Below are 14,368 nucleotides of genomic sequence, written 5' to 3'. Positions count from 1 at the left end.
GCCCTTAATTAGGCCATTTACTATTACGTAAATTTCCTCTAAAACGGTAACAAGTGCCTCATTATTTTAAGAAATATTCAATTTAAGCTGATGCTTTTCCTGCAGAGAGCATAAGCAGCAATCATCTTTCATTAACATACCCTTTTAATCATGAATATGCCCCATATAAACTCCGTATAAAATGTTACCATTTTGTACATTATTCTATAATATTTTTATTAAATTTTTCAATAGGCAAATATAAAGGGCAATCTCGCATTTATATGCTGGATTGCCCCTGATGTAATCTGAAAAATATATTAATTTTTAAAGATCAGTTGTTACCGTTTTAGAGGAAATTTACGTATTACTATCTGCCTCTACCCACTCATTAAAATCTGCAAAGAGCCCTATCAATGAGATTTAGACTTTAAGGGATACACATTTTGTGCGACAAGCTTTTGTTGTGTTACAGGTTTAAAAGGCACAGATGCTCCAAATATAAATATCCAGCGCCCGCACTAAATACTGCTACGAGACTGACAGTGATATGGCTTATAGAACAACTCTCTTAAGAAAGGTTTTACGAACAATTGCAATATCTAGTATCTAAGATCGCTGCGCTGGGGAATAAGATAGATACGCCTTTTGTGACGAACGGCTAAAATCAATGCAAAGTTTGCTTCTGACAAGACTTTGTGATCGCACTAAGTCATAATTTTTAGTCGTCATCTGCTAAACTTGTGTGCAGGCGCTATCTTGCGCCATAGCCGCTCCTTTTGTTTTCAGGAGCCATCATAAGGATTTCGCCGTGTCAGTTAGAACTGCTTCGAACTTTATCAATTTCTTGAAGGCTTACGTACCTAACATCGACAATAACGCACAGTTCGATGAACACGTTATTGCTCTAGCCAAAGAGAACTCTGTAACGCCATTCAAGTTTAACTTTACAAAGCTTGAAGAATACAAGGCACTCATTGATACGGCTGTAACAGAAAAGCAGTCTAAAGTTTTCTTAGTTTCAGGCCAGGCAGGTGATGGAAAGACGCATTTTTTACACAGCATCTGTGTAGATAAAAGCTTGTTTTCAATGTCAGAAGAAGCATGGCAGGCTGTAACTGAAGATACATATAAACAAATAGCGATCAACGCTGATGGCGATCTTCAATTAGAAGGCTGTATAAAGATCTCAGAGAATAATCAAAGCAGGATTAAGACTGTTGTGCTTAAGCACCTGATGCTTAAGTTAGTAATCATCACTGATCTTACATGCCTACGTACCAATGAAGACAAAGCAGAGCTCTATAATGTTATTGAATCTATTGCATCTGAGAATATCAAGCTCAAGCAAAGCAAGGTTAACTGCTCTGACTCTACTTCTAGTCAAACTGAATGTGATGCTTTAGCTGCTAGTGACCTTAATACCATAGTGCTCATTGCAGGTAATAACGGCCGTATATTAAAAACCTTTGGTGAATACGCATTACAGATCCGCAACAATTTAAGCTCATTAGCCCCATTAAATGATAACCAGGGCAATCCTCATAATTTTATGGTTCAAAGCGAGATGTTAAATCTTGCTAAGTCACTTGAGCAGCACATGATCCTAAATAAGGTGTTTCGCTCAGACTTCATTCAGCTATTGCCGCTATCTGAGTGCCTTGATCGTGATGCTGTTGAGATGGTGTTTAAAGAGGTTCTCAATGACGATAATTGGAGCCGTTGTTTAGATTGTTTGATACACAATAAGTGCCCAATCTACTCTAATAGACGTGCTCTACTTCAAGACAATGTTATTCGTCACTTTGCAGATCTCTTTGAGCTTGCTAAAGATGACGGTATGCACTTTACCGTCCGTAATCTCTTGGTTGTTGTATGTAACGCGATTTTGGGTAATCAGCATAATACCAATGATCGCTTTTATACTTGCCGCAAGGCTGAACACGATGTTGAGGCAAGCTTTTATGCGCCATTTAAATTTAAAGGGGACCGTCGCTCCTCTCCATTTGATAATCTGCTTGGCTTAAATTTAAACTCCAAACAATTCAACCTGATTGACAAAGACGACGATGGCACAGGTGATGACACCATTCAAGCCTTAAATACCCCGCCAATCTTCAGGCAGCTTGAATATTTTGGTGTTGGCTCTCATAGTACTAAGCTTCTTGATGACTTCATCGTCCAAGCATGCATCTCCCCTGACTCAGAGGCAGGTCAAATGCTAGGTGAGCTAATTGGATCTTCCGATGCTGCAGATATTAGAGAGAAGCTAAAGATCAGTCTTGAGAACCTACAAGAATATAGTGAAAGCGATACAGTCAATGACTCAGAAGTAAAACAGGCTACTAAAAATATGAGAGCCTATATGGCCTCAATGCGTAGAATTCTTTTTTTTACTGCAAACGAAAGCCTCGATAATGCCTTCACTGATTCATCTGGTACTTCCACTTATTCTCTTAGCTCTCTTAGCTATGCAAAAGCATACTTAAGCTTTAAAGAATTCGTCCGTCACAATATTGATCTTTCTAAAGGAGACGAAAACTCGCCTCCAAGCCTAGTTGAACAGTTAATCGATGGACTCAATCGTGTGTTTACAAGCTTAAGCTTGATGAAATCTAACGACAGTGTCTATGTGTCGTCCAATAACATTATTAACCCTGCAGAATTCTGCATAGTCCCAGACAAAGATCGCTTTGTTTTAAAGTTTGAAAAAAATGACTCTGACTTCAGTAATGTAATACGTATTGTGCGTTCAGGATTACTTAATGATGTTAAAGATCTTCCAACACTAGCTTACTACCCAAAGTCTAGCTATTGGCCAGAGCTTGCAAAACAAGAGATTTACCATAGCAACAATGATAGCAATGAGCGCTCTAAAGACTCATTAATAAGCGAAGAGCGCAAGCGTGAGATCATAGACATCATGCGCCAGGACGAGCAATTTATTTATGATTACTGTGATGGACTTGAGATTGAGTTTGAGGGCTTAGATGATACACAGAAGCTAAACACCTACTGCAATTGCCTTGAAAAGCGAAACAAAAAAGGACGACTTAAAGATGCGCATAAACCAATATACGAAACACTTAGTGCGATGTTTGCTAAGCCAAAGAACAATGACTATGCATCTGATACTAATAAAAGCTTATCAAGTTACTTAGAAGTTTCTAAAGCATATAAACACTACCCTGTTGTAGCACAGAAAATTATCCTAACCCCTCGCCTTTTTAACTATCTAATGGCAATGGGTGCAGGTGATAGCTCAATATCTTTCTCAGATGAGTGTCATGAAGAACTGACATCATTTAAAACTCGTATTGAGGCTTTTATGGATGAGTGTGGAGATAACGATGAGCAAAATGACACCAACGTTATAGAGAAACTCAAGTTCTGCAAGATCGATAGTGATGGACAGATCAAACTTGAATAGATCGTTTCTATAGCTAATGAAGCTTCCTCTCTAATGTTTAAGTCTTAATATAAAAGCCTCATTAGTAGAGGGATTAAAGCACCTTTTAACTTTATTTCGTTTTCCTAAAAGCTGACAGCGCATTTGCATTGCACAGGGTTACATCTATGAGCACTAGTAGCAATTTTGACCAAAGACTTGAAAGATCAACCAAGGTTGACCATCGATTAGATGAAGAGATCACCGAACTGTGTCAAGTTGCCAATAACCGTAACCATAGCGCTATAAGTAAAGCTGCTCAAAGAGTTGCCAGACTAAAGTCACGTAACAATGAGAGCAATATAATGCCTGAGGAAAACTCTAGCTATACTCAATCAACAGAGTCATGCGCTAAGAAAAACCCCGCTCATGAGCCTATGCAAGATACCAACTTAAGCACACCAGAGGATGCTGTTAAGCCTCGTAAGAGGGCTACATTAGCAAAGCAGATTAAGAGAAACAGAGCATCTGTCGAGACTAGTCAGAGCGATTTAAAGAAAACGGACACTCCCCCTAGTGTTGCCGTTAGCTCAATGCATAGCTTTGATAGCAGCCATATGTCTATGGCTCCCACCATAGTCGAGCAGAATTTGAATACACTACAGTCATCTGGCTATCTTTCTGATGATTTAAGAGCAAAGATCAACCGTGCTGATGTTGATAAAGAAATTGCCAAGTACAGCCTAGTAAAGCTCGCTAGCGACGATACCAACATCACTCTACAGGCAGATGAAGACGATAAAGTAATCTTCATTCCTGCTAATATCGACCAGTTCAAGAAGCTCTATGGAAAAAACTTAGAGCAATTTAAAACTTCTTTAAAGAAAATCGATCGTTATGTTCGTCTGCTCGAAGACAGATTCATAGGTAAACGCTACCCTAAAAACCCTGTCTTTACCAACAAAACTTTCGAGGCAGAAGAAGCGTACTTAGGTAACGCCTTTCATACCGATCAATTAAAACAGCACACCATTCTTGAGCTATTACAAGTACTGTACTCCCAAGATCCAAATAATCCTTTATCCATCGATACCGCTAATGAAACTGGTCAAGTTGAATTCACCAGATATACACGTGCACGTCTGAGACATATCCTATTCAACAATCCATACATAGGATCGATCAGCGCTAATAACAGCTTGCTCGAAGATCAAAAATGGGCTGCTTGGCGAGAGCAATTCAATGCTTTGAATAAAGATGAAAAAGTACAACCAATTTCTGAAACAACAACGGATCAGTATAAAAAGGACTTTGGCTCGTTTGAGAACTTTGAGAAAGCTATCAACCTAATGCGATCATGGCTGATTGATCATGATACTAAGCGCCAGTGGACAACTATGTTCCTGTTCCCTTTTGGTCAAAATGCGCTTTACAAAGAGATTGATAAAACTTACGACACCCACCATAACCTCTTCTCAGGTCAGGGTGAGCTGATCTTCAGCATGTTACAGCGTGCTTTAAACTCACCTTATTTGACCAAGACAGAGGCAGAACATCAGCTTGAAGATAAGCATGCCCAAAACTACGCAATAAATGGAAACAAAGCAGAAGAGACAAGCGCCTCAAGCGAGGATGATGTTGGGCAAAAACTGATTAATAGATTCTTCAACGAAGATGATGCCATAAATACTTTCGCAGGCTACATCAATGCATCAAGTCCAGATGAGAACCCTAAAAATAACAAAGAGCCATATGCTCTGAGCGCATTTTTACCTTATCTAGACTTGCCTGTATACGAAAAGGTTAAAGAAGACTTTAACAACCTTCTGTATTGCAATTTAAATAAGCAACATCTCTTTATTGCTCTAGCACGTATGGCTACATTAAATCTCTTAGTCTATGTTCTCGAGCAAGAACAAAAGATGTGCATAGCACACGAGATTCACCGTCGGTTTACCCCGCAAACAAAAGCCAAGAGCTCTGTTTTAGGAATCGATGCAATTAAATTACATGATGCCATTGGCATTGGCTCACAAGACAGCGAGCTTGATAAGAAACTAGACAACGAGATTGATGCGCTTAATAAGCAATTTGACATCAACATTCCGGTCTGTGCTAAAGGCAAGCAAGAGAGCAAAGATGTCAAACGCTACTCAAAAGAAAGGCAACAGCTTCATCACTCGTTATTTGACCTTAGCCGTATCAGCTATGTTAGACAACGAGCCGAAAGCTATCTTGCTTTGACTGTACCGTTTTTACGTAATGGCTCTGATCTAAGCAAAGATGACATTGATATTGTCAGAGATATTGTATTTTCTGCCTTTAACTACAGACCTGACATAGACAAGAAATACGATACCAAAGGAGCTAAAAATCGAGCTACATGGGATGCTCGTGATTGCAGCACCATCATAGAGAAGATGGTAAACAAGACTGTTGGTCGTGATACCCATATGACAGGCCTGATAACCCATCTAGCAGCACAGTGTGGTCTTTCTAAGCTAACTAAATCGGTTAGAACCAACTATGAAATGACTGATGAGCTTCTGCGCACGTTAGTCATGGCGGTTCTAGGAAAAGAGGAGTGTATGAAGCTATCGAACTTCCTTGAGATTATTCGCGAACGCTACCACATCGTCATTGGTCCTAGTGAAAAGCGCAGTGTTGTAAGCAGAGAGGAGCTTGAAAGCTCAAGTAATACCCCTGATTTAAACGGCAATCTAGTTCAACTTAAGCTACAGCTGCATCGTTTGGATATGCTGATCTACTTAAGTGATTATTGCGAATACGTAAAAAGACCATAGTTGATTGACGTTACACAATGCTGCCAAGATCTCGCATCGCAGCAACAAAACACGTCACAATCTTTCATAGAGGGCTATATCCATAGCCCTGAAAAAAATGATTTAGGCTCGTTTCCTAGGATTTAAAGATGCAGTTTCATTCAATTAAAAGTTTGTTTAAAAAGCTTTACGCTCCATACGAGTCGAATATAACCGCTGCTTATGAAGATGCCGGCATACTCAATTTAACAGAGCAAGAGATTACTGGCCTTAATGAGTATCAACGTCAGGTCAAAGATATCGAGAGCAAAGCCTTATCGATGGCCAATGACCTTATAGCTTATGCTGGCGCAAACTATATTTTAGGAGTCATCAAAAAATCTGTTTTAGATAACAAAACTGCTAATCAAAATGGCAACAGCACAGAGATTAAAGGCTTGCTTGCGTTTTGCGATGTGCACAATGAAGTAATCAAACTCGTTTGCGATGAGCTCTTTGAGCGTATTAACAACCATGAAGCTAGCGACAGCACTTTATATCCTGTACAGCACCTTGAAATATTGATACCTAAAACTATCATGCAAGGCATTGATTGCAGTGCCTTACGCTATGTCGTGGATAAAAGCGCTGCTGATGTCCGTAATAGCATTGATAATAGCAATAAGATTAAGCTCTTTGCCTGCAATAGTGATGAGGACTCTGAGACTTTAGAGAACGTCCCAAAAGTAGATAATAATGCTCTTATCCAAGCAATCATAGACAATGTCTTTAAATATATGTCTGCATTTGCTCAAGCATATGGGATTGCTGCATATACGACTTCTGAGCGTGCAGATCATCTGAAAAATACCCTTTTGCTTCTCAAAGAGCATGATGAGATTGACCTAAACATCTACAACTTAGCCAAATTCGTGTGCATTACTTGGCTAAATATGAATAAGCTTAATAGTACCGATGCTATGCGTAAAGCTTTGGGCAAATCTCTATACGTAATGTCATTCCCTTCTCAAAGCGGCTTATTTAGTACAGACAACCTAAACAAAGCACTCAAAGATAAATATCGTAAAGTTATCAATGATATTGTTAAAGGTAGAGGCTCACTGCGCTCATGCACTGACTCCAAGGGAAATCGTCTAAAATACGATACGCTACTAGAACGTTATCAGAGATATTTTGTATCTGATGAAACAACATCAGCTAAGTCAGATTCTTCCTTTAAATCAGAGAAAGTATCAGATGTCATGCCTTTTGAGCATGCGCTGATCAAGCGCTATATTTTGAGCGTCCGGGACTTTAATCCTGATGAGTACAAGCATGTCTACAATGATCTTTGCCATATCGAGTGGAGTGATAGATTATCTAAACTCTTTGACGCTAAGGAAGCCAAGCAAGCTCAGAAAAAGAAGCTTTGGGAGCGTACCGAAGAACACTTCAAACAGCATAAGCAAAATGAAGCTGAAGATCTCAATAAAGATGAGGCCAAAGAGATTAGCCTTATCATGGATCTTGTCTCTAATCACAACGGTATAGAGAAAATTGATCACGAGGATGTTGATAAGCTATTTGACTTTGTCCAAAACCACAAGCGTATGCTTAGCATCGATCCTAAGCTTTTAAAGGAATGGAATGATCTCATCTTCTCAAACAATAAATATGAAGATGATAACTTCATGCTTTCCTTAACTAAGTGCATCGTATATGCATGCGGGTGCTCCTTTGTATCCAATCCAAATGCCCAAAAGGATACTGTAAAAACAGCATACATTGAGCTTAGGCTGGATGAAACTCAAAACAGTATGCTGAGCAAGAACTATGTAGCTATAAGATACTTCTCTATGCGCTTTGGTGCATATTTAAAATATCTTGAGGAACAACTACACCTTAAGTTCTTTGTCACTAGTCCAAATCGCAAATTACCACTTACCCAAGATGGAAAGATTGACAACGCACTGCTTGATGACTTTATCAACAGTCGCGATACCTTCCCGATCATGGACTACAATAAGTTCTATGAGTCAGCACAAGTTGACCAAGATGCAAAATACTCAACCAAGGTTGGTAAGGACTTTATTTCTCTTAAGTTCATCGTTATACACAAGAGCAACCAGAAAAACTCTGATAGAAGATATAAGATTACTTGGACCTATAGAATAAATAGCACTCCGGTCAATCTTGCTCCTAATTTAGAGCAGATCTTAAACTTCAGCACTAGTGAAACCACTCATCCTGAATGCGGTATTAAGCTTGATGAAAAGAAGATCGTATTAGGCTCATACCAGCATCAACAATACACCATCACAGGTAAACAAGCTCCTTTAGATATTAGCTCCCCTGCATCCTTTGTCTTAAAAGAATCAGGAGCCATATCTTTTGAATCTAACGGCTGTAATGACAGCTTAACGAATAAAATCCAAAATTTGCTTGATGAGTGTCAAAAGCGTGCTAGAGAATACGAATCATCAGATGATGCAGATGCTTATATCACCAATGATCATTGGGACGAAACACTTTCTCTAACAGCCAAGATTGAGCGCATCAAGAAACTATTTAAAGATTTCCATGATGCGTATTTCATGGCTCTTAAAGCAATGTATGACAGTTCTCTGCTTTATTCAGAGGCTAGAAAGCTTTCCGATCGCTATACATTGCTGCAAAACTCAATCATTGCAGCAATGGATAATGAGCTAGCTCCACAAGATATTATTGACGGTCTGAGAGATATTTTAAACCTGGTCATGATGGTGGGCTTTGCTTATGAAAACAGTAGTTCCAATAATGTGATCGCATCTCCTTTCACTGTTGAAAGCATGCGCTCATATACAGCAAAGCTTGAGCGTTTATCATCCATTATCTGTGCTGCAGCAAATGGCGATCTCAACTTATCACAGATCAACATGTTCATCGAATCGCTGTCGAATGATATGGCATACATCGATGCGCCCGAGGCATGCCTTCGCTTAGATGATAACAATGTTGGAAAAATACTCTTTGCCAAAGAGGAAGTCGCTGGCTACGCACTATATGATTATCTATCTGATATCTATAGTCAAAACAAAATTGCACTCCCAGTCAAAGACTACACTAGCGCTATCTTAGAGTACCTAAGAAGATATGTGCAGACTCGTCCTTATGAGCCTAGTCAATGTACTTTGATGGTTAGAGACTGCCGTTTCCCTGAGATCTTAGTAGGAATTTACCTCGCATTGAGAGAGTCGGAATTTCTCTCTAACATCGCCCTCACCATGCTCATCGTGAACGATGAAATGCACATGACTGCTGCTATTAGCAAGGTCTTTGAGCAACTGCGTACTAGTGAGCTCAATGAGCATAACAATGAGGCAATGGCCAAACGCGTGCACGTCACTATTTTATCTTCACAACAGAACCTCAAGGCCAACGCTACTCTTTCAAATTATCTTAATCACAATAATCTTAAGTTTAACGGTAAATCTATCGAAGTAGCCTCAAACCGTATTGCAGACATTACTATTCTGATGCATATGTTTGATGAGGACTCTATCGTCGAATATGATGACTTCCCTGTAGGCCTTCTATCTGATGAAGTTAATGCCATGCCTTCATTAGTAAACCGTTATAACACTGGTAAGAAACGTAGTGAGCAGGTATGTAAGTTCTTAGTTAATCAAGTGCAGCCTTTAAGCCGTATTCAGTACTTCAACTCAATATGGCTTTTCTCCAAAGAAGGCTCAACAAAATCTAATCTCAAAGACTTCCTTACATACAATAACGCCATTGCAAAGCAGGCAAGCTCTCGACTTAATTCAGGAGCATTCAATGAGTCAGCATTGCATGCCTACTTACCAAATCGTATTGTAAGTCGCAGTTTATCAAGCCAAAACATGCACCCAGATAGCATTGCTGCGAACAAATATCCGACTATGGATCTTGAGACAAAGCTTAAGAATATCCATAGCCATTCAGAAGTTGTGGCATTTATCGATGAGTTGCAATGCCGTAATTTAGTACGAAAGAAGAATGACCTATATGGCAACAACAACTTGAGCCTAGGAAAACATGCTAGTGATGAGGAACGTCGTGTTGTCTTTTATAACAAACTCAAGAACTCTCGCGTTAACTTGCTAGTCTCTTCATCTGCCGAAAGACATAATACTGAACGTCATTTGCGCAAGATCTTCGAAAACTCTTGTCAAAATCGTATTGAGTATGCAAATAAATTCATAAGTGCTGTTGAAGCTGATGCTGTAGACATATCAGGAAGCATGCTATTACGTGCTGAAAACCGTCGCAAATTCTCATATGAGCTCATGGGCAATGTGATGAGTAAGTTCCTTATGGAACAAATCCTAACTCATATGAAAAAGTCCATGAAACTTGAGACCATTAGCGCCTTAGGCAAGCCTCTGTTCTTGTCCTTAGACGATTATCAACAGGTCTTAATAGGCAAGAGCGCAAGTCGCGCAGATATCCTGTGTTTGCATGTTGTCAAATACGCAAACTCAGTCAACCTACAAAACAATCAGCAGTGCGATAGCTCTGTTAGTGAAGGCATACAAAATCAATATCTTTTACTTGTGAGTGTAATTGAGTCAAAGTTCTTACAGGACTTCACTAATACTGCTGCAATACAATCAGCTGATCAGGCTCAAAAGTCACTCCAGTACTTGAGCATGCCTCTATTGAATGACTTTGCAGATAGAAGACTATATTTGGCTAAATTCGCAGATATGCTTGCCGATAACTATCAAGCAAGATCTCCAAATGAGTATGAGGTATTCTCCAAGATCCAGACTCTGATTCGAGAAGAACAGATTGACATCATGTTCTCTGGTTACTCATTTGTTTTTGCCATTAATAAAGTAAACGACACAGAGGAACAAAATAAGGCTCTGCAAGCTTCCGTCCATCAAAGCACTGTAGATAACTCAAACGACCCACTGAGAATTATTCAGCTCCATATCCATCATGACCCAGTCTCTAAGCTTATGGAGGCATACACTGATGATCGTTGCTGCATAAAAACTAATGCAATTGATGATGAAGAGATCGGTCAACAAACAAAGTACAAAGAACTGCAGTCATCCATCAATGTGTTTGAAGAAATGCTTGAAGCAGATGGCATGTATCTTCTCAAAGAGTACTTGGATATTAAGCATCCTCAGATTATCAAGCTGAAGCCGCACAAATCGTTAGTACTTACTGATAGCTCTAATACAAAGGCAGCATCAGTAAACACTAAAAACATAGATAGTAAAGCAACATCTTCAAATACTCAGGCCCAGGCTCCAAATGTCATTGATCAGCCTAAAGCAGCATCGCATGACAAACCAAGGGCTAATACAGAAGACTCTGAAACTAATGGTTCCAATAAGGACACCATAGATCAAAGTTCACAAAACAGAGATGTAGCTACAAGCACTACAAAAGATACTGATCATGGTTCAAACAATAATACTTTGACCAACGAAGATAAGTCTTCTAGCGAAGCTAAAGAGCAAGTCGATCAAAAGTCAGTGACTACAACCACGCCTAGAGACGACACTAATGGCAGTGCCGCTGTATCTGAAGGTGACTCTGGCTCAAAGTCTAATTATGAGAATAGTAAAGACACTGCCTTAGTTACTAAGAAAGCTGATGCCACAACAGATACCAATGAGGCAGTTGATCCTTCAGAACCTAAAAACTCTAAGGAGCAACAAGGTTCTGGTAGTGAGGCTACAAGTGCTACTGCTAAACCTGGCGTATTTAAACCAATGTCGCCGTTCTTTAATCAACAGCAACAACAAGAGCCTGTTAAAGAGAATGAAGTCGCGACATCAATAACCGCCAAGCAAACTCCAAAGGACATAAGTCGCCAGGAGTTGATGAATAGATTCTTTGCAGAACATATTAAAGTAAAAGAATACCTCGATAGCTGTACAGCTACAGTAGACTTTGAAAATCCTAAAAATCTTGAACACCTTGATGAGTTTATCCATCAGCTCATCAAAAAACTCAATAAGGGCAATGTTTCTGTAAGAAAGAAGCGCATCACCACCTCAGGCGGATACGTTGAGCTTAGTGGTGATGAAACTCTGACCACTAAGTCTATCAGTGCTCTTCACGAGTATATGCTGACACAGCATGGCTTTGATATCACCGATGTAACTGCTATTAGCAAAGCAATTGCAATTAGAGTTGAGTTTAAAGACTTTGACAGAATCTTCGTGCCTTATGAGGCCATGCTCAAAGACCGTGAGTTTAACTACGACACCTACACAATTGATGGGGTAGAGTACTTAGGCTTTAACAGTCGCTTTATTCTTGGCATCAAAGACGATGATGGTTCTCAAATGTACTTGGACTTAAGACGAGATGCTCCACATACTCTTATTGCTGGCGGTACATCCTCAGGTAAGTCCACCATCATGAAGATGATGATCATGGACATGATCTTGACCAACCTGAGCTCAGAACTAAGAGTTATCTTGATTGATCCAAAGGATGGTGTCGAGTTAGGAGAGTTTAAAGATCTGCCTAATGTAGGAGTTAAAAACTTCCCTAGCCAAGAAGAATACCAAGAGTGCTTTAACTCTATCGTAGATGAGATGGAGCAGCGCTATAAATACATGAGCCAATTTAGGCAATTGCTCAATCAGGAACTTGGAGATGATGCACCTCCAATCCCTGACATTGACGAGTACAATAAATTTATGGCCAAGTACTTTGACGAGCATAATAAGACACCAGGATTTACCGTTCCTGGAGGGCTGCCACTGCGAATGGATCATGTCATTATGGTCATTGATGAGTTTGCTGACATTACCTTAACAGAAGGAAAGAGTAGCTCAATAGAAACGCTTATAACTCGCCTTGGCAATAAGGCACGAGCTGCTGGTATCTTCTTAGTGTTGGCAACCCAAAGACCATCAGTAAAGGTTGTAGATGGCTCTATTAAGGCTAATACAGGCAATAGAATCTGCCTTAAAGTAGCCTCTAGAACTGAAACAATGATTGCACTTGGAGATCGTGGTTCGTACGATGCTTCTAAACTAGCTGGTAAAGGTCACATGATCGCTAAGCTTGGTGGTGAAGAATATATGATTCAGGGTGCATATATGTCTAGCGATTGCCTTGTCGCTTTGCGCAAAGCAATACGAGCAGACTATGAACTACGTCTAGCATGTACACAAAGCTAAAGAAAACAGCATGAGCATATAAGCGCAATCTAAATAACCTTAGGTAGCCTTAATTAAAGACAAATGCTGCAGCATACTAAGCTGCAGCATTGTCAGATCATGCAAGCTGTATATGGATTAAACAACTACATACATAAGTCGTTTATCAGCATTAGCGGCTCGTACTCACCAAAACAAAGTGCACGTACATGTCTTTGACCATCAAGCATGTTGGCTATCATGTGCCTCAAGCACACACGACAGCTGTAGCGTGAGATCTAGGCTATCACCATGCTTATAGCGTAGCTATCAGGGTTATGTGCTGGAGATCATCACCAAGGCCCATATGATAATGACTGTGAAAAAGGTCGTAATCTGAATGTAGCTAAGGAAGTCGCACACAGCTGTGCCCAACAACTGCTAATAGCAAATGATCTTTTTATGTACTTTTTATGTAAAAATTTGTGTACGCAAAAGTACCCCTTGCAATAGCTTAGGAGGGGTAGCTAGAAGACAGTTGGTATAAGTGAGAGCTCTGCATTAATCTCGCTACTCACAAAGGGGAGTCAGCAGAGAATTGCATATATAAGCGCTTTGATCGCTATGAATACTATCGATGGTATATAGAGGGGAATTGAGGAAGGTGCCAGGATTTTGCAGGGTGTAGAAACGAAAAAACCACCTTGCGGTGGTTATTTTTATGTAAAACTTGTGTTTTACTTTGCCTAGAATGGCTTATTTATCATGAAAGTGGTGCTGATACCGAGAATCGAACTCGGGACCTCACCCTTACCAAGGGTGCGCTCTACCAACTGAGCCATATCAGCACTAAGTAGTGGCGGAACGGACGGGAATCGAACCCGCGACCTCCTGCGTGACAGGCAGGCATTCTAACCGGCTGAACTACCGCTCCGCAAATTATTAAGCCTGGCGATGACCTACTCTCGCACAATCGTACGTTGCACTACCATCGGCGTCACTGCATTTCACTTCTGTGTTCGGAATGGGGACAGGTGGGTCTGCAGCACTATGGTCGCCAAGCAATTCGGTGTCTAAAAATCTATCAGCAAGCTGCGAGCGAC

3 protein-coding genes, 2 tRNA genes and 1 rRNA gene are annotated in these 14,368 nt (G+C 40.1%); 3 read left to right on the top strand and 3 right to left on the bottom strand.

Annotated elements, in window-relative coordinates; genetic code table 11:
• Nucleotides 1–790: 790 nt before the first annotated feature.
• From H524_RS0110425 to H524_RS0110415, 3 genes are all read left to right on the top strand, one after another.
• Entirely contained in the window at nucleotides 791–3,409 is a 2,619-nt protein-coding gene (locus H524_RS0110425) for a hypothetical protein (RefSeq protein WP_027940175.1), read from the top strand.
• A gap of 146 nt (nucleotides 3,410–3,555) precedes the next feature.
• The gene (locus H524_RS0110420) at nucleotides 3,556–6,171 is read left to right on the top strand and encodes a hypothetical protein (RefSeq protein ID WP_027940174.1); all 2,616 of its coding nucleotides are present in this window, start codon (nucleotides 3,556–3,558) and stop codon (nucleotides 6,169–6,171) included.
• 128 nt (nucleotides 6,172–6,299) lie between these two features.
• Nucleotides 6,300–13,307 (top strand): FtsK/SpoIIIE domain-containing protein, encoded by a 7,008-nt coding sequence (locus H524_RS0110415; RefSeq protein ID WP_027940173.1) that lies wholly within the window; start codon nucleotides 6,300–6,302, stop codon nucleotides 13,305–13,307.
• 730 nt (nucleotides 13,308–14,037) lie between these two features.
• On the opposite strand, the gene H524_RS0110410 is transcribed toward H524_RS0110415, so the two are convergent.
• The 3 genes from H524_RS0110410 to rrf all read right to left on the bottom strand — a co-directional run bounded on the left by H524_RS0110410 (nucleotide 14,038) and on the right by rrf (nucleotide 14,327).
• A tRNA-Thr gene (locus H524_RS0110410) sits at nucleotides 14,038–14,113 on the bottom strand.
• Nucleotides 14,114–14,122: 9 nt separating this feature from the next.
• Nucleotides 14,123–14,199, bottom strand: a tRNA-Asp gene (locus tag H524_RS0110405).
• A 12-nt stretch (nucleotides 14,200–14,211) separates the two neighbouring features.
• Nucleotides 14,212–14,327: ribosomal RNA gene (gene rrf / locus H524_RS0110400) — 5S ribosomal RNA — on the bottom strand.
• Between the last annotated feature and the right edge of the window lie 41 nt (nucleotides 14,328–14,368).

It is taken from the genome of Anaerobiospirillum succiniciproducens DSM 6400 (assembly GCF_000482845.1).
Lineage (GTDB): Bacteria > Pseudomonadota > Gammaproteobacteria > Enterobacterales > Succinivibrionaceae > Anaerobiospirillum > Anaerobiospirillum succiniciproducens.
The sequence above is the reverse complement of the archived record's forward strand: the minus strand, read 5'-3'. Positions and strand labels throughout refer to the sequence as shown.

Bases quoted from the DNA above. Each gene is read 5' to 3' on its own strand.
- H524_RS0110420 (WP_027940174.1), top strand. From the start codon at position 3,556: ATGAGCACTAGTAGCAATTTTGACCAAAGACTTGAAAGATCAACCAAG.
- H524_RS0110415 (WP_027940173.1), top strand. From the start codon at position 6,300: ATGCAGTTTCATTCAATTAAAAGTTTGTTTAAAAAGCTTTACGCTCCA.